General features: G+C 70.5%; 24 protein-coding genes. 12 read left to right on the top strand and 12 right to left on the bottom strand.

Annotated features, from left to right (window positions below; genetic code table 11):
- The first annotated feature begins 186 nt into the window (after positions 1-186).
- The 3 genes from P9K36_RS29830 to P9K36_RS29820 all read left to right on the top strand — a co-directional run bounded on the left by P9K36_RS29830 (position 187) and on the right by P9K36_RS29820 (position 2,386).
- Entirely contained in the window at positions 187-504 is a 318-nt protein-coding gene (locus P9K36_RS29830) for a zinc ribbon domain-containing protein (RefSeq protein ID WP_043353431.1), read from the top strand.
- 230 nt (positions 505-734) lie between these two features.
- Entirely contained in the window at positions 735-1,790 is a 1,056-nt protein-coding gene (locus tag P9K36_RS29825) for an aliphatic amidase (RefSeq protein ID WP_278306319.1), read from the top strand.
- A 26-nt stretch (positions 1,791-1,816) separates the two neighbouring features.
- Complete coding sequence (locus P9K36_RS29820) at positions 1,817-2,386, top strand: peptidase S14 (RefSeq protein WP_278306318.1); 570 nt, start codon at positions 1,817-1,819, stop codon at positions 2,384-2,386.
- 90 nt (positions 2,387-2,476) lie between these two features.
- Here the strand turns inward: P9K36_RS29820 and P9K36_RS29815 are convergent, their stop codons facing one another.
- Both P9K36_RS29815 and P9K36_RS29810 read right to left on the bottom strand, forming a co-directional pair.
- Positions 2,477-4,438, bottom strand: a complete 1,962-nt coding sequence (locus P9K36_RS29815) for a cytochrome C oxidase Cbb3 (protein ID WP_278306317.1) — start codon at positions 4,436-4,438, stop codon at positions 2,477-2,479.
- Between the two features lie 135 nt (positions 4,439-4,573).
- A complete protein-coding gene (locus P9K36_RS29810; RefSeq protein ID WP_043387002.1) occupies positions 4,574-5,326 on the bottom strand; it encodes an SDR family oxidoreductase in 753 nt (250 codons plus the stop codon).
- Between the two features lie 111 nt (positions 5,327-5,437).
- On the opposite strand from P9K36_RS29810, the gene P9K36_RS29805 reads away from it, so the two are divergent.
- Positions 5,438-6,331, top strand: a complete 894-nt coding sequence (locus tag P9K36_RS29805) for a LysR substrate-binding domain-containing protein (RefSeq protein WP_043760413.1) — start codon at positions 5,438-5,440, stop codon at positions 6,329-6,331.
- Between the two features lie 229 nt (positions 6,332-6,560).
- On the opposite strand, the gene P9K36_RS29800 is transcribed toward P9K36_RS29805, so the two are convergent.
- Both P9K36_RS29800 and P9K36_RS29795 read right to left on the bottom strand, forming a co-directional pair.
- Positions 6,561-7,502: a glyoxylate/hydroxypyruvate reductase A gene (locus P9K36_RS29800; RefSeq protein ID WP_274926210.1), complete on the bottom strand. Its 942-nt coding sequence runs from the start codon at positions 7,500-7,502 to the stop codon at positions 6,561-6,563.
- Positions 7,503-7,617: 115 nt separating this feature from the next.
- Positions 7,618-7,902 carry a hypothetical protein gene (locus P9K36_RS29795; protein WP_278306314.1) on the bottom strand — a complete coding sequence of 95 codons (285 nt, stop codon included), beginning with the start codon at positions 7,900-7,902 and terminating at the stop codon, positions 7,618-7,620.
- A 159-nt stretch (positions 7,903-8,061) separates the two neighbouring features.
- Here P9K36_RS29795 and P9K36_RS29790 point away from each other — a divergent pair, with 159 nt between their 5' ends.
- Entirely contained in the window at positions 8,062-9,534 is a 1,473-nt protein-coding gene (locus tag P9K36_RS29790; protein WP_043349334.1) for an MFS transporter, read from the top strand.
- Positions 9,535-9,619: 85 nt separating this feature from the next.
- On the opposite strand, the gene P9K36_RS29785 is transcribed toward P9K36_RS29790, so the two are convergent.
- The 3 genes from P9K36_RS29785 to otsB form a co-directional block, all read right to left on the bottom strand.
- Entirely contained in the window at positions 9,620-10,621 is a 1,002-nt protein-coding gene (locus P9K36_RS29785; protein WP_043349337.1) for a glucokinase, read from the bottom strand.
- A gap of 118 nt (positions 10,622-10,739) precedes the next feature.
- Entirely contained in the window at positions 10,740-11,144 is a 405-nt protein-coding gene (locus P9K36_RS29780) for a DUF4260 domain-containing protein (protein WP_043760408.1), read from the bottom strand.
- Positions 11,145-11,215: 71 nt separating this feature from the next.
- Positions 11,216-11,959: a trehalose-phosphatase gene (gene otsB / locus P9K36_RS29775; protein WP_043349341.1), complete on the bottom strand. Its 744-nt coding sequence runs from the start codon at positions 11,957-11,959 to the stop codon at positions 11,216-11,218.
- A gap of 114 nt (positions 11,960-12,073) precedes the next feature.
- On the opposite strand from otsB, the gene P9K36_RS29770 reads away from it, so the two are divergent.
- Both P9K36_RS29770 and P9K36_RS29765 read left to right on the top strand, forming a co-directional pair.
- Positions 12,074-12,583, top strand: coding sequence for a DUF427 domain-containing protein (locus P9K36_RS29770; RefSeq protein ID WP_043760405.1), 510 nt, complete (start codon positions 12,074-12,076; stop codon positions 12,581-12,583).
- 51 nt (positions 12,584-12,634) lie between these two features.
- Complete coding sequence (locus tag P9K36_RS29765) at positions 12,635-13,858, top strand: serine hydrolase domain-containing protein (RefSeq protein ID WP_043760403.1); 1,224 nt, start codon at positions 12,635-12,637, stop codon at positions 13,856-13,858.
- A 13-nt stretch (positions 13,859-13,871) separates the two neighbouring features.
- On the opposite strand, the gene P9K36_RS29760 is transcribed toward P9K36_RS29765, so the two are convergent.
- From P9K36_RS29760 to P9K36_RS29745, 4 genes are all read right to left on the bottom strand, one after another.
- Complete coding sequence (locus tag P9K36_RS29760; protein ID WP_043349347.1) at positions 13,872-14,486, bottom strand: DUF2147 domain-containing protein; 615 nt, start codon at positions 14,484-14,486, stop codon at positions 13,872-13,874.
- An 899-nt stretch (positions 14,487-15,385) separates the two neighbouring features.
- On the bottom strand, positions 15,386-15,595 hold the full coding sequence (locus P9K36_RS29755; RefSeq protein WP_043386991.1) for a hypothetical protein: 210 nt from the start codon (positions 15,593-15,595) through the stop codon (positions 15,386-15,388).
- A 412-nt stretch (positions 15,596-16,007) separates the two neighbouring features.
- Entirely contained in the window at positions 16,008-16,208 is a 201-nt protein-coding gene (locus P9K36_RS29750; protein WP_043349362.1) for a glycine zipper 2TM domain containing protein, read from the bottom strand.
- Positions 16,209-16,314: 106 nt separating this feature from the next.
- Positions 16,315-17,418: a helix-turn-helix transcriptional regulator gene (locus P9K36_RS29745; protein WP_043760402.1), complete on the bottom strand. Its 1,104-nt coding sequence runs from the start codon at positions 17,416-17,418 to the stop codon at positions 16,315-16,317.
- Between the two features lie 447 nt (positions 17,419-17,865).
- On the opposite strand from P9K36_RS29745, the gene P9K36_RS29740 reads away from it, so the two are divergent.
- Genes P9K36_RS29740 through P9K36_RS29720 form a run of 5 tightly spaced genes read left to right on the top strand, consistent with a single transcriptional unit; the run spans position 17,866 to position 23,753 of the window.
- Complete coding sequence (locus P9K36_RS29740; protein ID WP_043760400.1) at positions 17,866-19,020, top strand: polysaccharide biosynthesis/export family protein; 1,155 nt, start codon at positions 17,866-17,868, stop codon at positions 19,018-19,020.
- Positions 19,017-20,549: a Wzz/FepE/Etk N-terminal domain-containing protein gene (locus P9K36_RS29735; RefSeq protein WP_278306313.1), complete on the top strand. Its 1,533-nt coding sequence runs from the start codon at positions 19,017-19,019 to the stop codon at positions 20,547-20,549. Before P9K36_RS29740 ends, P9K36_RS29735 begins: the two co-directional genes overlap by 4 nt.
- Positions 20,546-21,187, top strand: a complete 642-nt coding sequence (locus P9K36_RS29730; protein ID WP_053610503.1) for a CpsD/CapB family tyrosine-protein kinase — start codon at positions 20,546-20,548, stop codon at positions 21,185-21,187. The genes P9K36_RS29735 and P9K36_RS29730 overlap by 4 nt, the downstream gene beginning before the upstream one ends.
- Positions 21,184-22,824: an O-antigen ligase family protein gene (locus tag P9K36_RS29725; protein ID WP_236961719.1), complete on the top strand. Its 1,641-nt coding sequence runs from the start codon at positions 21,184-21,186 to the stop codon at positions 22,822-22,824. The genes P9K36_RS29730 and P9K36_RS29725 overlap by 4 nt, the downstream gene beginning before the upstream one ends.
- Positions 22,821-23,753: a glycosyltransferase family 2 protein gene (locus tag P9K36_RS29720; protein ID WP_043354821.1), complete on the top strand. Its 933-nt coding sequence runs from the start codon at positions 22,821-22,823 to the stop codon at positions 23,751-23,753. Before P9K36_RS29725 ends, P9K36_RS29720 begins: the two co-directional genes overlap by 4 nt.
- 12 nt (positions 23,754-23,765) lie before the next feature.
- On the opposite strand, the gene P9K36_RS29715 is transcribed toward P9K36_RS29720, so the two are convergent.
- Positions 23,766-24,503, bottom strand: coding sequence for a class I SAM-dependent methyltransferase (locus P9K36_RS29715; protein WP_043354823.1), 738 nt, complete (start codon positions 24,501-24,503; stop codon positions 23,766-23,768).
- Between the last annotated feature and the right edge of the window lie 19 nt (positions 24,504-24,522).

Genomic DNA, 24,522 nt, shown 5'->3' with positions numbered 1-24,522 from the left:
GCGTGTCGCGCCCGCTTTCATCGGACGCGACCTGCCCCCTCTCCCGTGCGGGAGAGGGTTGGGGTGAGGGACCCGGTCTTTCCGGAGAGGTCGCATCCCTCACCCTGTCCCTCTCCCGCACGGGAGAGGGAACCCGCGTTTCGCCCGACAGCGGTCTGATCCGGCAGCCTTTCTGAAAGCGTCGCCATGCCCGTCTATGATTACGCCTGCGAGGCCTGCGGGCCCTTCACGGTAATGCGGCCGATGGCCGAGTTCCGCGATCCGCATGCCTGCCCGGACTGCGGCAGCTCGAGCCAGCGCGCCTTCCTGACCGCGCCGCGCATCGCCGGCATGGATGCGGGGCTGCGGGCCGCCCACGCCACCAACGAGCGCAGCCGCCACGCGCCCCGTCGCTCGGGGAGCCACGGGGCCGGCTGCGGCTGCTGCACCCCCAAGAAGGCGACCGCGGCCCCGGCCGCCGCCAAGAGCTTCCCGAAGGCGCGGCCCTGGATGATCAGCCACTAAGTCGAACGCGCATAGCCCTCCCCCCTCTGCGGGGGGGGGGGGGGGGGGTGCCCTCGCGTCAGCGAGGGTCGGGAGAGAGGAGCGCCGCATCCGGATGTGTCGCGACCGACGCGCGATCCTGCCGCGTCGCGCTGCCCCTCTCCCCCCTGCTGCGCAGGGTACCCTCCCCCGCAGAGGGGGGAGGGTCACGGCGCGCCTCGGCGCAACAATCCTCAGGAGGACATCACGCCATGATGCACGGAGACATCTCGTCCAGCCAGGACAGCGTCGGCGTCGCCGTCGTGAACTACAAGATGCCGCGCCTGCACACCCGCGCGGAGGTGCTGGAGAACGCCAAGGCGATCGGCAAGATGATCGTCGGCATGAAGAGCGGCCTGCCCGGCCTCGACCTCGTGATCTTCCCCGAATACTCGACCCACGGCATCATGTACGACGCCGCCGAGATGTACGAGACCGCCTCCACGGTCCCGGGCGCCGAGACCGAGGTGTTCGCCGCCGCCTGCCGGGAGGCCAAGGTCTGGGGCGTGTTCTCGCTCACCGGCGAGCGCCACGAGGAGCACCCCAACAAGGCGCCCTACAACACCCTGATCCTGATGAACGACCAGGGCGAGATCGTCCAGAAGTACCGCAAGATCATGCCCTGGACGCCGATCGAGGGCTGGTATCCGGGCGACCGCACCTACGTGTCGGACGGGCCGAAGGGGCTGAAGATCAGCCTGATCATCTGCGACGACGGCAACTACCCGGAGATCTGGCGCGACTGCGCCATGCGGGGCGCCGAGCTGATCATCCGCTGCCAGGGCTACATGTACCCGGCGAAAGAGCAGCAGATCGTCATCTCGAAGGCGATGGCCTTCGCCAACAACACCTACGTGGCGGTGGCCAATGCCGCCGGGTTCGACGGCGTCTACACCTATTTCGGCCACTCGGCGATCATCGGCTTCGACGGCCGCACGCTCGGCGAGTGCGGCGAGGAGGAGATGGGCATCCAGTACGCGGCCCTGTCGAAGTTCCTGATCCGGGATTTCCGCGCCCACGGACAGTCGGAGAACCACCTCTTCAAGCTCCTGCATCGCGGCTACACGGGCATGATCAACTCGAAGGAGAACCGGCACGGGATGTCGGAATGCCCCTACGACTTCTACCGGCGCTGGATCGAGGATCCCGACGGAACCCGCGACGCGGTGCGGGCCATTACCCGTCAGAGCGTCGGCACGGAGCAATGCCCGATCGCGGGCATCCCCTTCGTGGGCAAGGGCGAGGGTCCCCCCGACCCGGCACGCTGAACGCCGGTCATTCGATCAGGAGAACCATGGACACGACGCCCCTCGGCCCCACCGCGTTCCGGGCCCCCGCCGTCCTGCTGTCGGGCGCGGTGGACTACGACATGTACCGCGACTTCCGCCGCCAGCTCGGGGCGGCGGCCGACCGCGAGATCGTCGTCGTCGAGCTCACGACGCTCGGCGGCGATCCGGAGGTGGCCCGGATGATGGGCGAGGACATCCGCTTCAACAGCACCATGGACCCGGACCGGCGGTTCGTCTTCCTCGGCAAGGTGGCGATCTACTCGGCCGGCACCACCTTCATGAGCTTCTTCGCCCGGCCGAACCGATACCTGACCTGCGGCACGCGGCTGATGATCCACGAGCGCAAGATGAACAAGCAGCTCCAGATCGAGGGGCCGCTCACCACCTGCATCGCCTCCGTGACGGCAACGCTCAATGAGATCCAGTGCTCGATCGCGATCCAGAACGAGGGGTTTTCGAACCTGATCCAGGGCTCGGACGTGACCCTCGACGAGGTGCTCGAGAAGGCACCGTCGAACTGGTACCTCGAGGCCGAGGAGGCCAAGCGGCGGGGCCTGATCGAGGCGGTCATCTGAACCGCGCGGGATGCGCTGCGCCCGGCCATGCAGCGGGGCGGCGAGGGCTCCCCGATGCAGTGACCCGGACCACCGGTGGCACCGCCCGGATCAGGGCGTCGCGGCCGGCTCGGTCAGACGATCGACCGACAGCAGATAGGCGATCAGCGCCCGCTGCTCCTCGGGCGAGACGCCCGAACCGGCATCCGCCCAGAAGGCATGCCCCTTGCCGGTGACGCGGGCGATCCGCGCCGTATCCGAGGCGGCGTTGGCGGCGATCACCTTGGCCCGGAGATCCCGGTCCACCAGGGCGCGCAGGCTGTTGGCGGGATCGGGGGCGACGCCCCTGTAGAGCGTGCCCGGGACGCCCAGCTGGCCCTCGGCATCGGGCCCGACCGCCACGCCGGAATCGTGCAGGTACGGCGCCGTCCAGGCGAGGCCCACGAGGTTCGGCACCTTGTAGCCCCCCTCCGTGCCCCCCTGCCCCCAGGCGAGTTGCACCTGCGCCAGCGCGTCGCCCGCGAGCGGCACCGGGACGATCACCGGATCGGCCGGGACCGGGAACGGCGTGTCGGTGGCGAACATCGTCGGCGGCGACAGGCGCGCCTCCATCTTGGCGCCCGCCCGGGCCCGGGTCGGCTCGGTGCCGATCTCGGCCTCCGGGACGATCCGGTGGTTGGTGAGCGCCGGCCCGGCATGGCAGGTCCCGCAGCCGGCCTTCTCGAACACCGCGCGGCCGGCGCGCACCGTTTCGGGATCCTGTCCGGCGGCGGGCGGGTGCAGCAGGTTCTGGAACGCCGACATGGCGTTGTTGGCGTGGTTGACCGGCTCCCCGGGCACCGAGGTGAACAGGCCGTTGTCGGTGACGTAGTTGGTCGCCGGATAGGTCGGCAGGACCGCGAAGCTGTTCAGGCCCGGCGAGGCCGGGGTCGGATCGACGCTGCGCAGCACCGCGGACGGGCTCCGGCCACCCTCCGGCTTGAAGCGGAACGCCTCCGTGGCCGCGCCGCGCAGCACGATGCCGAGATACGTCTCGGGATCCATGCCGAACAGCCAGGGCGCGGCGGCGGCGAGCTGGGTCGTGTCGGAATTGGCCGCGTGGACGTTGTTGTTCAGCGAGGACAGGCCCGCGAAGGGCCCGATCGCCTCGCGGCCGCTCCAGCTGTAGGGCTCGCCGTGGGCGGAGAAGCTCGACGGGATCGAGGTCGGGTTGGTGACCCGGTCGGCGGAGGAGTCGAAGCTGCCCGGCGGCCAACTCGCCACCTGCACCTTCGTGGCCGCCTCGACGGAAGCGGCGTCCGGCAGCGCCGGCCCCGTCCCGGTCGCGCCGGTATGCTGCGGGTCGGCGGAAGGCCGGGCATCGGCCTCCGGCACGCTGGCGTGCATGAAGTAGGCCGACGAGTTCTTCGCGAGCGCCATCAGCAGCCCGGCATTGAGGTCGGTATTGGGCGCGCCCTCCACGACCTTGCCGGTGCCGGGATCGACCGCCGCGTGGCACAGGGCGCAGGTGATGCCCATGCGCAGGTGGCCGCGGTCGGAGAAGGTCTTGATCCCGATGATGAAGGCCCCGCCCCTCGGCACGTCGAGCCCGGTCGGGACCAGCTCGCCGGCCCGGTAGACACGGTCGCCGATGCGCACGTCCTTGGCCATGGCGACCTGGAGGTTCGTGGTTCCCTGACCGCCGAGCTTCGCCACCGCCAGGGCGACCGCGGTTGGTGTGAGCCCGCCGTCGAGCATGCCCATGACGTCGGTGAGGAAGACCTCGTTCCCGAACGTCTCCTGGTAGAAGGCCTGCCGCCCGCGCTCGACCATGGCAGGATCGATGGCGACCGCGCCGTTCCCCGGCGCGAGGTCCTTCCGTCCGGCCTCGGTCCCGTTGAGCCGGTCCGCCTCCGCGCGCGAGATGCGCCGTCCGAGTACGTCGAAGGCGGTCTGGATCGGGTAGCGGTCCGGGTTGAGCAGGTCCGCCCGGTCGGGCATCGGCGCGTAGCTGAAGCGGCCCACGCTCAGCGTGACACCCGCCGCGACGGTCACGAGTCCGGCGGTGATCAAGATGCGGCGCGGCCAACCCATGAAATCCGAGCGTCCTTCCAGGCCCCCGCCCGCGGAGATGCGGATCCGGACGGCCGGGCCATCAACCCCCGGATAAAGCCAGGGTTCATCCCGTCGGCCGGGACGGGGTGTCGCGTCCCGGCCGGCGCCGGATCCTCAGATCTGGACCTGCCCGCCATCGGCGAAGAGCTCGATACCGTTGACGAAGCTCGCCGCGTCGGAGGCGAGGAACAGCACCGCCTGGGCGATCTCCTCGGGCCGGCCGACGCGCCCGGCCGGGATCTGGCCGGCGAGGTAATCCTTGGTGGCCGCCGCCTGATCGCCGCCGCCGAACAGCGCGTCGAGGCCCGCAGTCTCGGTGACGCCGGGGCTGATCGTATTCACCCGGATGCGCCGGTCCTTCAGGTCGAGGATCCAGTTCCGGGCGAAGTTGCGCACCGCCGCCTTGGTGGCCGAGTAGACGCTGAAGGCCGGCGTGCCCGCGCTGCCCGTTGTCGATCCGGTGAGCACGATCGCCGCCCCGTCCCGCAGCAGCGGCAGCGCCTTCTGGACGGTGAAGAGCACGCCCTTCACGTTGGTGTCGAAGATGCTCTGGTAGTGCTCCTCGGTGATCGCCCCCAGCGGCGCGAAGGTGCCGCCGCCGGCATTGGCGAAGACCACGTCGATCTGCGCGTGCTTCTGCTGGACGGCATCATAGAGGCGGTCGATGTCGGCGAGGTTCGCCATGTCGCCGCGTACGCCGGTGATCCGGCCGCCGATCTGCTTCACCGCGGCGTCGAGGGCCTCCTGGCGGCGGCCGGTGATGAACACCGCGGCCCCCTCGTCCACGAAGGCCTGGGCGGCGGCGAGCCCGATGCCGCTGGTCCCGCCCGTTACAACCACAACCTTGTCCTGAAACCTGCCGGCCATCGTCGTTCTCCATCGTTCGGCTTCGTGTGCGCCGCTGGTTGGAGAGATGCCGACGGAACGATGATGCCGGTAGTCGCCAGATATGGCACTCAGCGTTCCCCTGGAGGAACGATGAGCCGCGCCGACCTGAACGACTACGTCTACTTCGCCGAGGTGGTGGCGCATGGCGGCTTCGCCGCGGCGGGCCGGGCGCTGCACCAGCCCAAATCGAAGCTCAGCCGCCGGGTCGCGGCCCTGGAGACGCGCCTGGGCGTCCGCCTGATCGAGCGGTCGAGCCGGCGCTTCCGCGTGACCGAGGTCGGCCAGGGCTTCTACGAGCGCTGCAGGGCGATGATGCTGGAGGCCGAACGGGCCGAGGCGCTGGTCGCGGAGGCGCAGACCGAGCCGCACGGGCGGATCCGCATGAGCTGCCCGACGGGCCTCATCGATATCGTCGGCGCGATCGTGCGCGTGTTCCTCTCCCGGCATCCGAAGGTCAGGCTGCAGCTGGTGGCGACCGACCGGCCCGTCGACCTGATCGAGGAGCGGATCGATGTGGCCCTGCGGGTCCGGCGGGATCTGACCAGCGACGCGTCGCTGACCATGCGCTCGCTCGGGCTCTCGCGCTGGATCCTGGTGGCCGCACCGGAAGTCGCGCGCGGCCTGGGCCCCGATATCGCCAGCCTCGGCGCGGCTCCGACCCTCGGGACCCGCGACGATCCGGGCGAGGCGGATTGGCGGCTGGAGCGGGCGGATGGCCGGGTTTTCACCCTGCGTCACGAGCCGCGCCTGACCTGCGGCGACTTCGCCGCGCTCTGCGACGCGGCGGCCGCCGGCCTCGGGGTCGCGTTCCTGCCCGACCATGCCTGCACCGACGCCATCGGGGCGGGCCGGCTTGTTCCCGTCTATCCGGAGTGGCAGGGGCAGCCTGGGATCGTGCACCTCGTCTTCACGACCCGGCGCGGGCTGCCGCCGGCCGTGCGGGTGCTGATCGACCACCTCGCGGCGACATTCCCGACGCTGTGAGGCCACGCGTCGTCCCCACGCATCCGAAGGGCAAAGGTCACGCGGCGCGCCCGTCCACCTGCGCCGTCATTCCGGGCGCCGCAGGCGGGCTCGGACCGGGAGAGGCACGCCGGAGGCGGGCGATCCGGAGCCGCCGCCGGAGCAGGATCCTGGCGCCTCGGCGTGTCAGGATCCCGGGCACCGCTGCGCGGTCCCGGGACGACGGGACGAAGCGGCCGCGACGCGCGACCTAATAACCCCGAGCCGCGTCGACCCCGTCCGGCACCTGACCGGTCCGGCGATAGGTCCTCAGGTTCTCCGCCACCGTGGCGGCGGCCGAGTCCATGTCGGTGGGCCCCGAAATGTGCGGCAGCACCGTCACCCCGGGATGTGACCACAGCGGGGAGTCCGCCGGCAGGGGTTCGACCCCGAAGACGTCGAGCACCGCATGCGCGAGGTGGCCGGAATCCAGGGCGGCGATCAGATCCTCGGTGACGACGATCGGCCCGCGGGCGAAATTGATCAGCGCGGCGCCCGGCTTCAGGGCCGCGAGGCGTCGAGCATCCACGAGGCCCCGCGTCTCGGGCGTCAGCGGCACGAGGCAGACGAGGATGTCGCACCGGCCGAGCATCGCCGGGAGGCTGTCGGTGCCGTGAAACGTCTCGAGGCCCGGCACGGCCTTCGGGCCGCGGCTCCAGCCGACGACACGGAAGCCCGCGCCGGTGAGCCGCTCCGCCGCCGCGGTGCCGAGCGCCCCGAGGCCGAGCAGTCCCACCGTGGTGTCGGACGGCTTGCGGTAGGCGTGCGGGCGCCAGACCCGATCCCGCTGCTGGCGGGCATAGGCCGGCATGTCGCGCTGGAGATAATAGGTCCAGGCCAGCACGGCCTCGGCCATGGTGCGGGCCATTTCCCGGTCGACCAGGCGGACGATCGGCAGCGGCCGGTCGAAGGCGCCGACCAGCTTCTCGACTCCGGCCCAGAGGCTCTGCACCCAGACGAGTCCCGGCAGCGCCGCCACCTCGGCCGGATCGGGATTGGCCACGACGGCGACCCGCGCCGCCGCCCGAGCCGCATCATCCATCGTCCGGAACGGGATCAGCCGCTCCTCCGGCATGGCCGCCGACAGGATCCGCAGGTACTCCGCCTCCTGGCCCGGCCCCTTGCACCCGACCAGGGCGATTGCCTCCGCCATCCGCGCCTCCGCACCGTCCCGACGAACCCGTCCACATGCGGACGAAGCAGGCGCTGTGCCTGACGGGATCCGGATCGTCGAGATGGAGTGGGCGAGAGATCGATTGCAGGCGCGGTCAGCGCGCCTCGACCAGCGCCGGGTAGACGAGGCGGACGTTCCGACGATCCTCGGGGATCGCGGTCTCGGGCCGCCTGCGGACGCTGCCGGTCACCGTCACCACGGGCTCCGTCGGCCGCAGCCGCCAGCGCTCGGCCGCCTGCAGGGCGACGCGCGGCTTGGGCCGTTCGAGATGCCGGTCCGCCCCCTCGGTGGGGACGGTGGCGAGCCCCGCGAGGGTCAGGACGGTCAGCAGGACGAGCCGAGCCCGGGGGCGGCGGGAAAGGGCAGGACGGTAGGACATGGGAAGGGCACCGCGTGGACCTCCCTGTTCTGCGCCGCGCATGTGAAGACGAAATCGAACCGAATCGATTTCCAACCCGTTCCCAACACCTGCCTACAGTCGCGGTAAATGCGCACTGTCCAGGCACAGTAAACGCTTGAGACGGGAGGACACGCGGACATGGCGAGCAAGGTCGAGGGGGGATCCGGGACGCCGGAGCGCGCGGAGATCGGCCGCGTGATCGACACGGACATCTCGGCGCGTCTGGACCGGCTGCCCTGGGGCCGCTTCCACGTGCTCGTCATCGTGGCCCTGGGCATCACCTGGGTGCTGGACGGGCTCGAGGTCACCCTCGCCGGCTCCCTGGTGGGCGCCCTGCGCCAGCCGCCGATGTCCTTCTCCGAGTTCGACGTCGGGCTGGCCGCCTCCTGCTACCTCGTGGGCGCCGTGACCGGTGCCATCGGCTTCGGCTGGCTCACGGACCGGATCGGCCGCAAAAAGCTGTTCTTCATCACGCTGGCCCTCTACCTCGTCGCCACGGCGGCCACCGGCCTGTCCTGGAACATCTGGAGCTTCTGCTTCTTCCGATTCCTCACGGGGGCCGGGATCGGCGGCGAGTACACGGCGATCAACTCGACCATCCAGGAGCTTGTCCCGGCCCGGGTCCGCGGCTGGACCAACCTCGTCATCAACGGCTCGTTCTGGATCGGCGCGGCGCTGGGCTCGTTCATGTCGATCGTGCTCCTCAAGCCCGAGGTGATCGACCCGGCCTGGGGCTGGCGCGTCGCCTTCTTCACCGGCGGCGCCATCGGCCTCGTGATCCTGCTCCTGCGCACCTGGATCCCCGAGAGCCCCCGCTGGCTCGCGACCCACGGCTACGCGGCGGAAGCCGACCGGGTGGTCACCGGCATCGAGAAGCGCTTCACCGACGAGGGCGTGACCCTGCCGCCGGTGGACGAAAGCAAGCGCATGAAGGTCCGCACCCGCGACCACACCCCCCTTTCGGAGGTGTTCAAGGCTTTGTTCGTGACGAGCCGCAAGGAGACCATGGTCGGCCTCGCGCTGATGATCGCCCAGGCCTTCTTCTACAACGCCCTGTTCTTCACCTACGCGCTGGTGCTGGAACGCTTCTACCAGGTGCCCGGCAACCATGTCGGCTGGTACCTGCTGCCCTTCGCGCTCGGCTCCTTCCTGGGCCCGCTGCTGCTCGGGCGGCTGTTCGACACGATCGGACGGCGCAAGATGATCGCCTTCACCTACGGCATCTCGGCCCTGCTGCTGGCCGGCGTCGGCCTGCTGTTCCGCCTCGACGTGCTCGGGCCGGTCGGCCAGACCGGGGCCTGGATGGTGGTGTTCTTCTTCGCCTCGGCGGCGGCGAGCTCGGCCTATCTCACGGTCTCCGAGACCTTCCCGCTGGAGATCCGGGCGCTCGCCATCGCGGCCTTCTACGCGGTCGGCACCGGCATCGGCGGCGTGTCGGGGCCGCTCCTGTTCGGCAGCCTGGTGGAGACCGGCTCGCGGGACTGGGTCCTGTTCGGCTACGGCCTCGGCGCGGTGCTGATGCTCATCGCGGCAATCGTCGGCGGGATCTGGGGCACGGCCGCGGAGGGCAAGTCCCTGGAGGAGGTCTCGAAGCCGCTGGCGGCGGCCTGAGCGCCGGCCCTCACGGGCCGTGCCGCCGCGACCGGGGCGCCGTCGCCGGTCGCCTCGCCCCGTTGGCGGCGACCGCGCCCGTCCGTCACGCCTGCTTGCGCCAGACCTGCCCGTGGTAGACGAACTTGGCGCCCTCGTTCGCCAGCGCCGCCAGACCCCGGAAGGCCGGATCGTGGACGGTGATCACGCTGGTCGGGATCTGGCGCATCATGGCGGCGAAGGGTGCCTTCTTCTCGAAGGCGGCGCGGAAGCCGCTTTCCGCGAGCACCTTGAGGATCCGGGGCGCGATGCCGCCGCCGATATAGACGCCGCTGGTCGCCAGAAAGGTCAGCGCGAGATCCCCGCAGACTCGGCCGAGCACCCGGCCGAAAAGCTCGAGCGTCTCGGCGGCATGCGGATCGGTGGCGTTGAGCCCCGCTTCGGTGACGGCGGCCGGCTCGATCTTCCCGTGCGGCTGCCCGGTCCGGACATGGGCGACCGCCGCGTGCAGCCGCGACAGCCCCGGACCCGACAGCACCGTCTCCACGGTGATGCGGTCCTCGACCCGCTCCAAGACGCGCCAGACCTTCTCCTCGAACGCGTCGACCGGGCCGAGATCGGTGTGGCCGGCCTCGGTGGACACGATGGCGAGATGCGCCGCGTAGGGCACCAGCGCCGCCGCGCCGAAGCCCGTTCCGGGGCCTAGCACAACCCGCGCGCCGCCGGGCACGGGCGGACAGGGCCCCACGGGCGTGAGGTCGTGGGGCTCGATATCGGCGGCACCGGCCGCCACCGGGACATAGTCGTTGACCACCACCGCGGCGGAGAGATCGAAATCCGCCGCGATGCGCTGGCCGGCGATCTTCCAATGCGCGTTCGTCAGCTGGATCTCCGGCCCGTCGACCCGGCCGGCGATCGCCAGGATGGCCGAGCGCGGCGAAGGCCCGCCCCCCTTCGCCAGCGACGCCCTGATGGCGCTCGACGGATCGGGATGGTCGGCGGTGGCCTCGTGGGAAAGCAGGCGGGGCTGTTGGCCGGCCGTCTCGATCAGGCCGAACCGCGCGTTCGTGCCGCCGATGTCGCCGACCAGAACCGGAAACTCGAACATCGCAACAAGCCCCTGCTACCTGTCCCGCCGCCGACGGGATCCGCACCCGACGCGGCTTCGGCGCTACATCGGCCCCGCGCCCCGGCGCGGGCAAGTCCCATTCGGCATCGGCCGCCTCTCAATGCGGCGCGATCGTGGTGTCACGCGGCCGGCCGATGACGCCAAGATGCGTATCGCCAAATCCGCTCGCGTATTTGAGACCATAGCCCAGCGCACGATCGAGGCCGATATGAGCGAGCCAGATCAAGGCCAATCCCACGAGATCGAAGTGGCCGAGGCCAGCCGCCAGACACAGGCCGACCAGCGGCAGGGCCAGGAAGTGAGCAAGGTTGTAGAGCACGGCACCGGCCACCGGGCCGGCCGCGTAGCCCAGCATGCTCACGTCGGGGACGAACAGCAGCGCGGCGAAGATCCACCACGATTGCCCGAGCCAGCCGTAGGCCGACACGGCGCCGGCCAGGATGCAGGCGCCCTCGAGCCGCAGCAGCATCCGCGGCCAGCCGTCGACGGAACGATTCGACATCGCGGCTCCCCATGATCGGCGCGCAGGACGACAGCCCGGGCCGCGGGCCGCGGGCCGACTGGCGAGACGGCTCAAGCCCGCGGAAGCGCGTCGGGATCGATCGCCCCCCCGGCGGCCCAGTCGCGCAGCAGCGCGCGGACGGCGGCGGGGTCGGGCAGGCGGCGGCGGGCGACGGTCTCGCCCTCGCCCACGCGTACCGCGATGCCGCCATCCTCGTTGATCGACGCGAAGGCAATCTCGTCGGTGCGGTCGTCCCCGAAGAAGACGGGTGTCCGGCCGGCATAGGGCGCCTCCGCCATGAAGGCGCGGATCGCGTGCGCCTTCGTCGCCTGCGCCGGGACGATCTCGCCGACCGCCTTGCCGAGTTGCAGGCGGTACGCGAGGCCGAGCGCGTCCGCCGCGTCCTTCACGAGCGTTTCGGCCCGAGCGGCATCGTCGGGATCCGCGAGGCGCCAATGCACCGCCACCGACGCGCCCTTGTCTTCGATCAGGACCCGCGCCAGCGCCGCGGTCTCGGCCTGGAGACGCGCGACCTGCCGGCGCAGATCCGGGTGATCCTCCATCTGGCCCCCCGTGATCGCACCGCCGACCCGGCGCTCGACGCCGTGAAGGCCGGCCGCGTCCAGGCGGGACGGCGTCAGAAAGCCGTCGATCACCGTCACCGGCCGGCCGGTCACAATCGCCAGCGCCCCGTCGAGGCGCGCCCGGAGCCGCTCCAGATCCTCCACCAGCCCGGGCTCGACCTGCACGGCGTCCGGCCGCGGCGCGATCTCGGTGAGCGTGCCGTCGAAGTCGAGGAAGAGGGCGATGTCCATCGCGGGCGATCCCGGGCTCGAGTGTCGGCGACGGGCTAGCACGGGCGAGGCCGACGACAAACGCCGGCCGCGCCGCCCTATCTGTATCCCCAAAGGCACGTCACGAGGTTTCCCATGAGAGGATCGCCCTTCCGGCCCGTTCCGGATCCGGTCAGGCCCGGCGAGGAGAGCGTCTGGGACTATCCGCGGCCGCCGCGGCTGGAGCCCGTCCGGGAGCGACTGCGCGTGGTGCTGGGCGGCGGTGCGATCGCCGAGACCGTCTCCGGCTTCCGGGTGCTCGAGACCTCGCACCCGCCGACCTACTACCTGCCGCCCGCCGACATCGCGGAGGGAACGCTCGTGAATCCGCGGCGCGGCGGGATCTGCGAGTGGAAGGGCCAGGCGGTACTGTTCGACGTGCGGGGCGGCGACCGTCTCGTCCCCGGGGCCGCCTGGGCCTACCCGGACCCGACCCCGGATTTCCGCGCGATCGCCGGCTATGTCGCGTTCTACGCCGGCCCGATGGATGCCTGCTTCGTCGGTGGGGCCCAGGCGACGCCGCAGCCCGGAACTTTCTACGGCGGCTGGATCACGCCCGGCATCGTCGGACCGTTCAAGGGCGGTCCCGGAACGATGGGCTGGTGATTTTCCAGCCCTCCCCTTCTACCTTCCGGACCGTCACGACGAGGAGACCGCATGAGCGCGCTGACCGAGACCGATCCGACCGGCGCCGGGTTCAGCCCGGAAGGTCTCGCCCGGATCGCGCCATGGATGGACCGCCTCGTCGACGAGGGCCGGCTCGCCGGCCTGTCGGTCACCGTGGCGCGGCGCGGCCGTGTCGCCTTCGCGCGCGCCTGCGGTCAGGCCGACCTCGCCCGGGCGACGCCCTTCACCCTCGATACGGTGACGCGGATCTACTCGATGACCAAGCCGCTCACCTCGGTGGCGGTGATGCAGCTCTACGAGCAGGGCCTGTTCCAGCTCGACGATCCGATCTCCCGGGTCCTGCCCGAATTCGCCGAGATGCGGGTCGCCGTGGGCGGCAACCGGGCGAAGCTTGAGACCGAGCCGGCCCGCCGGGCGATCACCGTGCGGGACCTGCTGACTCACACGGCCGGGCTGACCTACGGCTTCATGGAGGCGACCCTCGTCGATGCGCAGTATCGCGAGCACGGCGTCGACTACCTGGCGCGCGAGGGCACGCTCGCCGAGATGACAGCCCGGGTGGCGAAGCTGCCGCTCCTCGCCCAGCCGGGCAGCGCCTGGAACTACAGCGTCGCCACCGACGTGCTCGGCCAGTTCGTGGCCGCCCTGAGCGGTCGTCCGTTCGCCGACTATCTCCGTGAGGCGGTGATCGAGCCGCTGGGCATGATCGATACCGACTTTTTCGTCCGGCCGGAGCTGATGCCGCGCTTCTGCGCCACCTACGCGTATGACCGCGCAAGGCAGCTGCGCCTGTTCGACGATTCCGTGGAGACGGCCTTCGCGAAGCCGCCCGCCATCGCGTCGGGCGGCGGCGGCCTCGTCTCCACGGCCGCCGATTACCAGCGCTTCTGCCGGATGATCCTCAACCGCGGCACCCTTGACGGCACGCGCCTCCTGGGCCGCAAGACCGTGGAGTTGATGCTGTCGAACCACCTGCCGGGCGATCTGGCCGCGATGGGCACGCCGCGCTTCGCCGAGACTTCATACTCCGGCATCGGCTTCGGTCTGGGCTTCTCGGTGATGCTCGATCCGGCCCGCGCCCAGATCCTCGGCACGCCCGGCGAGGTCGCCTGGGGCGGCCTCGCCTCGACGGCGTTCTGGATCGATCCCGCCGAGGATCTGTCGGTGGTGCTCATGACGCAGCTCGTGCCGTCTTCGGCTCTGCCGATCCGGCGCGAACTGCGCGTCCTGACCTACGCGGCCCTGGCCGACTGAAGGCCGGTGCCCCTCACTCCGCGGGGGGCGCCTCGGTGGCGGCGGGCTTCTGGGCCGGTTTGGCACCGGCCTTGGCGGTCGGCTTGGGGGCGGCGCTGGCGTACTCCGGATCGGTGCGCGGACCGTTCGGACCATTGGTCGGGCCCGGGAGCTGACCGGGCGCGAGATCGGTGACCTTGGTCCAGGTCTGCGACTTGCACAGGAACGCGATCAGGCAGCCGCGCACCGTCAGCTCGCCGGGCGTGTCGGTCCAGATGGTGACGTCGTAGGATTTGCCGTCCTCGGAATTGTAGATCTTGCCCTCGAAATGGGCGTCCGCGTTCGGCTTCAGGCCCAGGATCAGCTGGTGACCGAGCGACGGCCGCGCCTGCTTCTTGGGATCGGGGTTCTTGAAGTCGATCCGCGGCTCGCCCTTGTCGTTGAGCGGAACCTTCAGCCAAACCACGTAGCCACAGAGCCGGTCGCCCGCGGTCCCGCACTTCTCGAGACGCACGCGCGCCCGGCCGTCCTCGGTCAGGTAGGTGCCGCTGGGATCAGTGGGCGTCTTGGCCTGGGCCGTGCTCGCCAATGCCGAGAGCGCCAGGATTGCGAGCGGCGCAACCCGGCGACCGATCGATGTAAACCGCATACCTGAACTCCCATCCCTCGCGAGTCGTGATGGAGCCTTGACCGCCCGCCCTCGCGTAAACCGCTTTCGCGCGCGGAAAGACCGCTCTCCCCGCGCCATCGCGCCCGCGCCGAGCCGAGAACCGGACGACGTGCGCATCATGCCCGCCCTGTCCCGCGCGAAGTTGTCCGCATCATGACAACCCAACCGCAGTGTTGGGGCGTAATCGGCCCTGCGAAACGGGGGCTCGCGGTCCGATCCGCGTCGGCGGCAGGCTTCGGTCGGGTCAGAGCGCGCCCTGCATGAGCATCACGGCGCGCCATCGCCCGGGCTTGCGGCCGCCACGCCCGCAAGGATGCGACAGGCGTGAAGCCGAGGCTTTCATGCAATGCAGTCGAGGCGGGAGAGCCGCTGTCGGCGATGATGGCGACCAGAGTTCGGCGGTCGATCTGCTCGCTACCCGCGACCGGGGTCGCAAGCGGGCGGCGCCCGCCGCGGCCCGACCGGGCGCCGTGGATCAAATCCTCGCGGGTCGAGCGGCAGGCGGCGCGCTGGCGCTAGGGACCGGCATCGGCATAGCCCGCAACCGTGTCGGCTCAATCGGCCACGACACGGGATAGCCGCCTCCGCGCAGGACTTCGTAGCCGCGCCTCATTTCCGAGAGCGTCGGCGGCTCCCTCTCGACGCTGGCCGTGCTCGCAGTGACGGCGTCACCGTAGATCGCCGCGATGGCAGAACGATCGGCCCCGGTGGTCGAACGTATCACGTCTGTCACGGCGGCCCGTTAAGCGAAGTCGCCAACCACCGGCAATGGCACGGAGCTATCTCGGGCGGGCACGGCCACCGCAGGCGGGCAACCGTGACGCTGCGGCGGGATGGTCGCCTGGCGACTGATCCCGCAGGCTCGGAGAGCCGGTGGATTACTCGGCGGCGGACATCTCGGCAGTGAAGTGGCCGCACCAGTCTTTGGAGGCGACGACCGGCCAGAGGCCCTTCGACTCCGGGGCGGGCTGGCTGACCGGCGGATTGAAGCGGCAGAGGCCTTCGTCACCCTTTGCCTGGGCGCCGTTGAGCTTGTGATCGTCGAAGAAGCGGCAGCTCTCGCAAGCGGCGTTCGCGGTACCGGCCATCGGGTCTCTCCATCGGCTGACTGGGGGGCGGTGGAACCGTTTCCGGATCGTTCCCCCGCCAGTTCTTAATTAGAATAGCTCGAAAGAGCGGTCAACGGGCAGGCTTGCGCGGAGCTTATGTCGGGCCACGCAAGCTGGTGGTGGCCGAAGGCGCACGGGGCAGCCGCTGCGACGACGGCTGAGCGGCGGTGTTTCGAGATTCCCGCTGTACCCGCGGTGGCTGCAGCCAGGATCTGGGCTGGCCCCGAGGACGCCCGCGCAGACGGCATCGACTCTGTGCGACCGGGTGAGGTTCGAGAATGCGAAGAGGCCGGATTCTCAGGGAGAATCCGGCCTCGGCAATAGACACTTGTCGAATCAGCGTCGTCGCTACGCGATCCCGTCGCCTACGACGGCATCGCGTGCAGACAGGCTAGCCCTGCTTGGCCTTCTTGTTGGCGTTGTGGTGACCGATGGCGCAGCCAGCGGCAGCGCCCATCTTGCCGTGGCCCGCCATATGTCCGGCAACGCCGCCGACCACGGCACCCTTGAGGCAGCCCTTTGCCTCGGCCGGCGCGCCGGTAAGCAGGGCCGCGATGGCCAGGGCAGAAGCGAAGGCGATCCGGTTCGTCATCGACATGTCTCCTTGCAGTCGACCGGAAACGGCTGCGCGGTCCAACCCGTTCCGTCGAGGGCCGGGACCGGGACGCGCCTGTTCCGGTTCACCGCGATGGGCGCGGTCAGCGCGCGAGACTCGCCACCAGTCGCACGAGGTCGGACTGGCGTGTCGCGCCGGTCTTGGCGAAAATCGCCTTCAGCTGCGAGCGGGCGGTTGCCGCAGTGATCGCAAACCGCGCTGCGCTCTCCGCGAGCGAGGTGCCAGTCGACAAGGCCAGGGCGAGACGTGCCTCCGCGGGAGTCAGCCGATAGACCGCCTGGAGAATGGTGGAGGTCGGCACCGTCATGGTCCCGGGAACGCTGCAGAGGAGGAGCGTGCTCGCTCCCCCGAACAGGCCGCGGGTCGGTCCGACCAACGGCACGACGTGGATCACGATGGGCGGCGCGTCCTGTCGCGGCACCACCACGGAGGAGATGGGCGGGCGGCCGAAGGGCCGCGCCAGGGCTTCCAGCTGCCGGGTTGCCTCCGGATTGTCCGCAGTGAGGCGACCGCCCGTGAGCTTCAGGTCGCGACCGAGGAGCGCGCCGAAGGCGTCGTTCCAGCGGAGCGCGCGCCCCTCGAAATCGAGGATCAGGGCGGGCCGGTCGATCAGCTCGAAGGCCTGCGTCAGCCCCGCCAGGCGGGCCTGCTCCACCATCGACGTCAGCAGAGCCGCGCGCTGCAGAAGCGGCGACAGGGTGGCGAGGCGCCGTTGCTCGTGTGCCTCGTACGGCCCCTGCTCCACCGTCCGCTGCAGGGACAGGCACCAGAGACGGCCCTTTACTGCGAAGCCGATGCCGGCGAACCAGCGCAGGCCGCGGGAGGCGAGCAGATCCTGGTAGAAGGGCAGGCGTGCGACTTCCTCAGGGGTGGTGAAGTCCTGATCGACCGCGATCCCGCGCGTCCGCATGAACGGAATTCCGCGCAGGCGGTGGTCGTCGCGGTGCCAGCCTTCGTCGAAGTAGCGGCGCGATGCGTCGGCGAGCGAGGCGGTGCAGAGCGATTCAAGGCTTCTTCGATCGGACCGGAGGAGCAGTGCTCCCTCGCTGCCGGACGCCCGCACGGTGCGCTCGGCCAGATCAGGCCAGCGCGCAGGATCGATGACCGCCTCCTCGAGATCTTCCCGGAACCCTGTCTCAAGATCGTCGCGCAGGCGAGCGAAGAGATCCGGCCTCACGCCCGCCATGCGGCACGCCCTCCTCGCAACGAACAATGCCGTCCGGCACCGCGCCGCAGAGTTTCGACCCGCAGCTCGGACCGGCTTTCACCAGCGAACTATAAATCACGTCGTTAAATCCGAGCAAGCGTCCGGATGTATACAGCTTTCGATCGAGAGTACCGAAGTCTGAGGTGTCGGGATCTCGACGGGGCCGCCTCGTCCAGCGGCTCGAACGTCGGGCCTTTTCATTTCGCGCTATCTCGAAGGTCGCGCCCGCAGGCGAGCCCGACTTCCCACACGGGCGGGAGTCCGCCTCCGCAGTTTGCCACGGCTTGCGATTTACAACCTCTGATAGAATTGGGAAAAGCCGGGTTCAAGCCTCGTTAACCAAGCTTTGCGATTGTATCGCGGTGCGCGGCTCGATCATGGGTTGTCTTCGAGCGAGCGCAGTCGAGCAGGATGCGGCTGAGGTCGATGGCGTTTTCCCTGTCTGGATTCCGCGGCGCGCCGTCCCGGCACGCCGGTCGCCCGGCCGGCGTCCTGGGGGTCGCCGTTGCGCTGCTCGGCTGCGCCCCGCTGCTCGCGGGCTGCATGTCGAGCCGTCCGCAGAGCGCGACGCGCGCGGGAACCGATGTCACCCAAACCGGCACCATCTCGGAGGGCCTGCCGCCCGCGTTGGTCGCCGCGGCGCAGGAGGAGGTCGGACGCACCATGCGCCTCGGGCTGGCGAACTACCGGCTCAATGTCGGCGACAATGTCGAAGTCTCGTTCCTGATCGATTCCAGCGTCGTCCAGCCGACCTACCGGCTGAATCCGAACGATGAGTTCGACGTCGATTTCCGCACCCATCCGGAGTACAACCGGACCGTGATCGTCCGGCCGGACGGCCGGATCTCGCTGCCCGGCAAGAACGGCATCAAGGTCGCGGGGCTGTCGCCGGAAGCCGCGGCCGCGCTGATCAAAAGCACCTACGACGACGTGCTGATCGACCCCGTCGTCACGGTGATGCTGCGCCGGTTCCGCACCGTGACGGACGATTTCCGCGACCTCACCCAGCGGGCCGATATGGGCCGCGTGAAGGTCCTGGCGATCGAGCCGGACGGCAAGATCAACCTGCCGATGGTGCCAGCCGTCCAGGCGGCGGGCCGGACCGTGCATGAGGTCGCCGGCAGCCTGAACGCCGCCTACAAGCACCAGCTCGCCTCGGTCACGACCAGCGTGCGGCTCGCGAGCCTCGTCCCGGCCAACACCATGGTGTTCGGCGAGGTGCGCGCCCCGGGCCCGGTGAGCCTTCAGGGGCCGCGGACCCTGGCTCAGGTCCTGGGCTCGGCCGGCGGCGTCCTGCCGACGGCCGCCGGCGAGGCCGTGCGCATCATCCGCTTCGACGCGGAGGCGGCCGGCAGCGTCCGCATCGTTGATATCAGCCAGCCGGGGCTCGCGGACTCGATCGTCGTGCCGCCCAACGCCACCGTCTACGTGCCGCCGTCGCTGCTCGCGAAGACCGCCCGCGCGGTGGATCTCGTGGTGCGCCAGATCCTGCTCTTCAACGGGACCGGCTTCGGCGTGAACTACATCACCGGGCCGTCCGCCAGCACCTCCAACACCGCCACCGTGAGGTCCGGCACGTGAGCCAGACCGACCTGACCGCCGCCGACGCGGGCGAAGGCCCGGCCTTCGACCTTCGCGACGCCCTCGCGGCCCTGTTCCGGCACATCCGGCCGGCCCTGCTGATCCTGGTCGCGGCCATCGTCGGCGCCGGGATCTACCTCCTGCTGACCCCGGCCGAATACACGGCGGACGCCAAGCTGATCATCCGTCTCGGGCGCGAGAAGGCGGGCGCCCCGCTCCAGGGCGGCGCCAACCAGAACTACATGTTCTCCGAGCGCGCGCAGAACGTGAACAACGAGATCGAGATCCTGCGCGACCCCAGCATCGTGCGCGACGAGTTCGCGGCGCTGAAGCAGATGACGCCCACCGGCGATCCCGGCCCGCCCCCCGCGGACTGGATCGACTGGTTCATCTACCAGGGGCGCCAGGTCCTGCGCAGCGCCAAGGCGGTCAAGACCTGGATCGTCGAGACGGTGCGGGTGCCCTTCGAGGCGGTGGGCCTGCTGCGACACCTCACGCCGGACGAGAAGCTCTACGAGGCCTATCTCGCGTCCTTCAAGGTGGCGTTCGTCAAGGAGACGGACGTGATCGTGACCGGCTTCACCTGGACGGATCCGCACTTCGCCGCGCAGGCGCTCAACCGGCTGCTCGACGCCTACAAGCGCCGGCACGTGGAGGTCTACGCCGACGAGACGCCGGCCTCGTTCTACCAGAGCAAGCTGGAACGCGCCCGGGCCGACCTCGCCGCCATCGACGCGCGGCTCGCGACCTACCTCAAGGGCAACAACACCGCGAGCTTCGAGATCGAGCAGCAGAACGACCTCGGCACGCTGGCCGATCTCGCCAAGCAGAAATCGGCGGCGCAGATCGAGCGCGAGGTGGTCGAGACCCGTCTCAAGCGCACCCGCGAGGCCGGACCCGACCGCTGGCAGCCGACGCCCCCCGACGCCGACCCGACGGTCACCGCTTTCGACCAGCGCTGGGCGGACCTGAAGACGAAGCGTGCCGAACTCGCGGTCCGGTTCCGGCCGACCGCGCCCGAATACGTGAGCCTCGACCGCGATCTCGCCGCCCTGGCGCGGCAGAAGTATCAGTCGCTCCTCGCCGCCGACACGGCGAAGCTCGCCGTGCTGGCCGAGAAGATCCAGAGCATCACGGCGATTGAGCAGACGCGCCGCAAGGCCGCCATCGGCCAGAGCGACGCGGCGCTGGCCTATGGCCGGCTGACCCAGCAGAAGGGCCTGCTCACCGACGAGATCACCGAGACGCAGAAGCGGATCGACGCGCTGAAGACCGGCACCGGCCTCGACGCGCAGGCCGTCACGTCCTCGGCCCTGGTGGCGCGCGCCGTGCCGCCGCGGCTGCCCTCCGGCCCGAACCGGCCGCTGATCCTCGGCCTCGCGGCCGGTCTCGGTCTGCTCGCCGCGCTGGCCTACGTCGCCCTCGCGGAGATCCTGGCCCAGACCTACCGCAGCGCGTCGGAGGTCGCCCGCTCGCTGCGGGTGCCCGTTCTGGCCGCGGTGCCGCTGCAGACAGGAACCGCCGGATGATCGCCGCCGCAGCCGCCCCCCGCATCGATCCGGCGATCCTCGAACCGGCGCTCGTCCAGCTCACCCGGAACGAGGCGCGCGTGCGCCGGGTCGGCATCACCGCGGTCCAGACCGGCGAGGGCGTGAGCACGCTCGCCCGCGAGCTCGCCGGCGCCTACGCCCGGCGCGGCCGCAGCGCCGTGCTGATCGAAGCCAACTGGTCCCGGCCATCTCTCGCCGAGGCCTACGGACTGATCGGACGGCCGGGCTTCGCCGACATCGTCGCCGGGGCGGTAGCGCCGAGCCGCGGCGTCCACGCGGTCGCCGACGGCCTCAGCGTCGTGCCCGCGGGAACCCCGGCGGCGATCCGGAAGGCGACTTTGGACGACGGGCGCGTCGAGGATTTCCTGGCGCTGGTCGACGAGCGCTTCGATCTCGCCCTCGTGGATTGCGAGCCGATCACCGAGATCGGCGACGCCGCGGCGCTCTCACCCTTCGTGGACGGCTTCATCGTGGTGATCGGCGCCGAGCGCACCCGCCGAGCCGTGGCGCAGCAGGCCCTGGCCGACCTGAGGGCCGCCGGGGGTGCCCCGCTGGGCGTGGTCCTCAATCGCACCCGCAGACCGATCCCGAAATGGCTCTACCGGTGGCTCGGGTGAGCGCGGCGCACACTCGCACGCTGCGGGCCCTGCCCATCGCGGGAATCGGGTTCGCGGCGGCGGCTGGCGCGGTCGCACTGAGCGCGGCGCCCCTGAAGTTCGCCGTCGTCGGGTTGGCGGCGGCATTCGGCGGCGTCGGCGCCCTGATCGTCGGGCGGCTCTATCGCCTGACGCCGGTCCTCCTCGTGGCCCTCGCGGTCGGGCTGACGGTCAAGCTCGACGTGAGCTTCTTCCAGCATTTCGAGGCGGTCGGGCAGTACCTGCCGAGCATCGGCGGCGGGGCCGGCCTGACGGTGAGCGTCGCCCTTCTCGTGGCCGTGGCGCTGATCACCGCCAAGCTCACGGGCCTCTGGGAGAATGCGCCCGGCCTGCGGCTCGACCGCCCCCTCGTCCTGACGCAGGTCGGCTTCCTGATCGCGGGCCTGCTGTCGCTCACCAACGCCACCGACCCGGCCTATCTCTGGTTCGACACGTGGCGCTTCGTCGGCCTGCTCCTGGTCTCGGTCGCGGTCTCGAACCTGTCGGAATCCGACATCCGGACCCTGGCGCTGGCGATCTGCGCCCTCTGCCTCGTCCAGACCGCGGTGGCGGGGCTGCAATATGTCTCGGGCTCGGAACTCGGCCTCTCGGTGCTGGGCGAGGAACAGATCGTCGAGGAGAACATCAACTTCTCGGCGCAACGCCGCGCCGGTGGCCTGAAGGTCCACCCGAACATCCTGGGCTATTATTACGAGTTCGTCTGGCCCCTCGCCCTGGCGCTGGCCCTCTCCCGCGGCCCGCTGATCCTGCGCCTCGTCGGAGCAGCGGGCGCCGCGTCGGCACTGGTCGGGGTGGTCCTGACCCTGTCGCGCGCATCCTGGCTCACCTTCCCGGTCTCCGCCGCGCTCCTGATCCTGCTGGTTTATCGGGACCGTCTGTTCTCCCGGGCGAGTCTGATCGTCTTCGGTCTTCTGGCAATCGTCGGCAGCGTCGCGGCCCTCTATGCCGGTCCGCTGATCTGGGAGCGGCTCACCGCCGACGATGGCGGCTCGGCCGCCCAGCGCGGCCCGCTGAACGCGGCGGCCCTCGCCCTCTTCGAGCAGTTTCCGGTCTTCGGCGTCGGCCTGAACAACTTCGGCAATCAGTTCGCGGTCCTCGACAAGACCGGCCTGTCCCGGCTCGCCGGGCTCTTCGACCGGTCGAACCACGTGGTGCACAACCTGCACATCCTGATCCTCACCGAGGTCGGGATCGTCGGCTACGCGGCCTTCGCGCTGGTCTTCGGGATCGGCATCGCCCGGGGGTTCCGCGCGGCCCGCCGCGCGCCGGTGGGCGATCCCCTCGCGGCGATTGCGGCGGCCTGCGCGGTGGGGCTGATCGCGCATCTGCTGCACGGCCTGGTCGATCCGGGCTTCCGCCTGAATCTCGGCATCGCCGAGCTGCTCTACACCGGCCTCGGACTGATCGCCGGGGTGCGTGCCGCCCAGCGGCAAAGGGCCGTTCAGGCGCGCCGGCCGGTCGGGCCGATGGAACCGAGAGGCGCGACACGCGCCCTCCCCGCCCAACGGAAAGGAACCGCGTCCCCCCTCGCCAGCGCCCCGGGAGCGCCCGCGTCCAGGACCGGCCATACCCCCTTCACACGTGGAGACCGATCATGAGCGCCGTCAGCCTCAGCGTCCTGATCGTCACCTACAACGCCGGTCGGGACATCGCGACCTGCCTGGAACTGCTGGCCTCGAGCCGGATCGACCGCCCCTACGAGGTGATCCTCGTCGACAACGCCTCGACCGACGGCACGCCGGAGCGCGTCGCGAAGGCTTTCCCCTGGGTGCGGGTGATCGCCGAGCGCACCAACCACGGCTTCGCGGGCGGCAACGCCGTCGCCCTGGAGCACGCGCGCGGCGAGGCGATCCTGCTCCTCAACCCCGACGCGTTCCTGCGCGACCCGGAGGCCCTGACCGGTCTCCTGGCCCATCTCGACGCGCATCCGGACGTCGGCGCCGTCGGCCCGCGGCTGACCTTTCCGGACGGGACGCATCAGGTCGGCGATGCCGGCTACGAGCCGCGCCCGCTCTCGATCCTGGTGCACGCCGCCGGCCTGTCGGGCCGCCTCGGCCGGCGTGGCCTCTATCTCGCCAGCCGGCAGGCCCGCGGCACCGGAGCCCTCGACGTGGACTGGATCTGCGGCGCCTGCCTGCTCCTGCGCCGGTCGGCGATCGCCGCCATCGGCGGTCTGCACAGCCCGATGTTCCTCTACGGCGAGGACGTGGATTGGGGATGCCGCCTGCGCGATGCCGGCTGGCGCGTCGCCTACCTTCCGGGGATTGCCGTTCTCCATCTCCAAGGGGGCTCGGGAGGTACCCGCTCGCCCCGCTGGCTCGACGGGCTGGCGACCATCTACAGCCTGCGCAACGCCGGCCGGCGCCTCTCGTCGCCGGCCTTCTTCTCGGCCCCGCTGCGGCTCGGCTTCACCCTGCGCGCCCTGGCCTACGGATTCGCGGCCCGGCTGCGCGGGCAGCCGGACCTCGCCCGCAAGGCCGAGGACATGCGCAGATTTGCCAGCCATCTGCGCAGTCTTCGCCTCTGACCGGACCGTCCCTCACGGTCGTTTACGAATGAACACCATGTGGTAGCCCTTGAACGGGCCCGGCGTGAGCCGGAACAGCAGCTCCCAGAACTTGCCCAGGACGATGTTCTCGCCATGATAGAACGGCTGCCCGTCGAAACTGTAGGTGAAGTGCTCGAACCGATCAGTTGGGAAAAGCCGCTTCCGCGCCGCCTCCGTGTTCATCGTGTAGAGCGGCACGAACGAGTCGATCTCGACCCGCCGGGGCTCGACGAGGCGCAGCACCCGGGCGTGCAGCCGCTTCGGGATGAGCCGTGCCCCGATCCCGACATAGCCCCAGCGGTTGGGCGTCCAGGCGCAGAGCCAGCCGCCCGGGGCGAGAACCCGGCCGAGTTCCGCCGCGGTGGGCTCGGGATGCTCGATGTGTTCGAGGACCGAGAAGGCCGAGATCAGGTCGAAGCTCCCGTCCGGGAATGGCAGCATCCCGTCGTGCCCGATCAGCCGGACCTCGTCGGCCGACTTGTTGCCGAGAACCGCCTCGTCGACGTCGCAGGCGACCACGTGGGCGCAGCGCCCGCGGAAGTCGCCGAGGTGTCGGCGCAATGGGACCGGATCATCGCTCCACTTGCCGCGTCCCGCGCCGAACTCCATCACCCGCATGTCCGGGCGGAGCAGCGCGTTGACCCGCACGATGTACTCCATCCGGTGGTCGTGCCGGGAGTAGCCTCCGGCTCCCATCTCCCGGAACAGACGCTGTTCGACCGTGACCATGCCTCAGACTCCTCTGAAC

The sequence above is a fragment of the Methylobacterium sp. 391_Methyba4 genome (genome assembly GCF_029691625.1).
Lineage (GTDB): Bacteria > Pseudomonadota > Alphaproteobacteria > Rhizobiales > Beijerinckiaceae > Methylobacterium > Methylobacterium fujisawaense.
The sequence above is the reverse complement of the archived record's forward strand: the minus strand, read 5'-3'. Positions and strand labels throughout refer to the sequence as shown.

Coding starts and splice junctions, on each gene's coding strand:
- P9K36_RS29830 (WP_043353431.1), top strand. CDS start 187: ATGCCCGTCTATGATTACGCCTGCGAGGCCTGCGGGCCCTTCACGGTA.
- P9K36_RS29825 (WP_278306319.1), top strand. CDS start 735: ATGATGCACGGAGACATCTCGTCCAGCCAGGACAGCGTCGGCGTCGCC.
- P9K36_RS29820 (WP_278306318.1), top strand. CDS start 1,817: ATGGACACGACGCCCCTCGGCCCCACCGCGTTCCGGGCCCCCGCCGTC.
- P9K36_RS29815 (WP_278306317.1), bottom strand. CDS start 4,438: ATGGGTTGGCCGCGCCGCATCTTGATCACCGCCGGACTCGTGACCGTC.
- P9K36_RS29810 (WP_043387002.1), bottom strand. CDS start 5,326: ATGGCCGGCAGGTTTCAGGACAAGGTTGTGGTTGTAACGGGCGGGACC.
- P9K36_RS29805 (WP_043760413.1), top strand. CDS start 5,438: ATGAGCCGCGCCGACCTGAACGACTACGTCTACTTCGCCGAGGTGGTG.
- P9K36_RS29800 (WP_274926210.1), bottom strand. CDS start 7,502: ATGGCGGAGGCAATCGCCCTGGTCGGGTGCAAGGGGCCGGGCCAGGAG.
- P9K36_RS29795 (WP_278306314.1), bottom strand. CDS start 7,902: ATGTCCTACCGTCCTGCCCTTTCCCGCCGCCCCCGGGCTCGGCTCGTC.
- P9K36_RS29790 (WP_043349334.1), top strand. CDS start 8,062: ATGGCGAGCAAGGTCGAGGGGGGATCCGGGACGCCGGAGCGCGCGGAG.
- P9K36_RS29785 (WP_043349337.1), bottom strand. CDS start 10,621: ATGTTCGAGTTTCCGGTTCTGGTCGGCGACATCGGCGGCACGAACGCG.
- P9K36_RS29780 (WP_043760408.1), bottom strand. CDS start 11,144: ATGTCGAATCGTTCCGTCGACGGCTGGCCGCGGATGCTGCTGCGGCTC.
- otsB (WP_043349341.1), bottom strand. CDS start 11,959: ATGGACATCGCCCTCTTCCTCGACTTCGACGGCACGCTCACCGAGATC.
- P9K36_RS29770 (WP_043760405.1), top strand. CDS start 12,074: ATGAGAGGATCGCCCTTCCGGCCCGTTCCGGATCCGGTCAGGCCCGGC.
- P9K36_RS29765 (WP_043760403.1), top strand. CDS start 12,635: ATGAGCGCGCTGACCGAGACCGATCCGACCGGCGCCGGGTTCAGCCCG.
- P9K36_RS29760 (WP_043349347.1), bottom strand. CDS start 14,486: ATGCGGTTTACATCGATCGGTCGCCGGGTTGCGCCGCTCGCAATCCTG.
- P9K36_RS29755 (WP_043386991.1), bottom strand. CDS start 15,595: ATGGCCGGTACCGCGAACGCCGCTTGCGAGAGCTGCCGCTTCTTCGAC.
- P9K36_RS29750 (WP_043349362.1), bottom strand. CDS start 16,208: ATGACGAACCGGATCGCCTTCGCTTCTGCCCTGGCCATCGCGGCCCTG.
- P9K36_RS29745 (WP_043760402.1), bottom strand. CDS start 17,418: ATGGCGGGCGTGAGGCCGGATCTCTTCGCTCGCCTGCGCGACGATCTT.
- P9K36_RS29740 (WP_043760400.1), top strand. CDS start 17,866: ATGGCGTTTTCCCTGTCTGGATTCCGCGGCGCGCCGTCCCGGCACGCC.
- P9K36_RS29730 (WP_053610503.1), top strand. CDS start 20,546: ATGATCGCCGCCGCAGCCGCCCCCCGCATCGATCCGGCGATCCTCGAA.
- P9K36_RS29720 (WP_043354821.1), top strand. CDS start 22,821: ATGAGCGCCGTCAGCCTCAGCGTCCTGATCGTCACCTACAACGCCGGT.
- P9K36_RS29715 (WP_043354823.1), bottom strand. CDS start 24,503: ATGGTCACGGTCGAACAGCGTCTGTTCCGGGAGATGGGAGCCGGAGGC.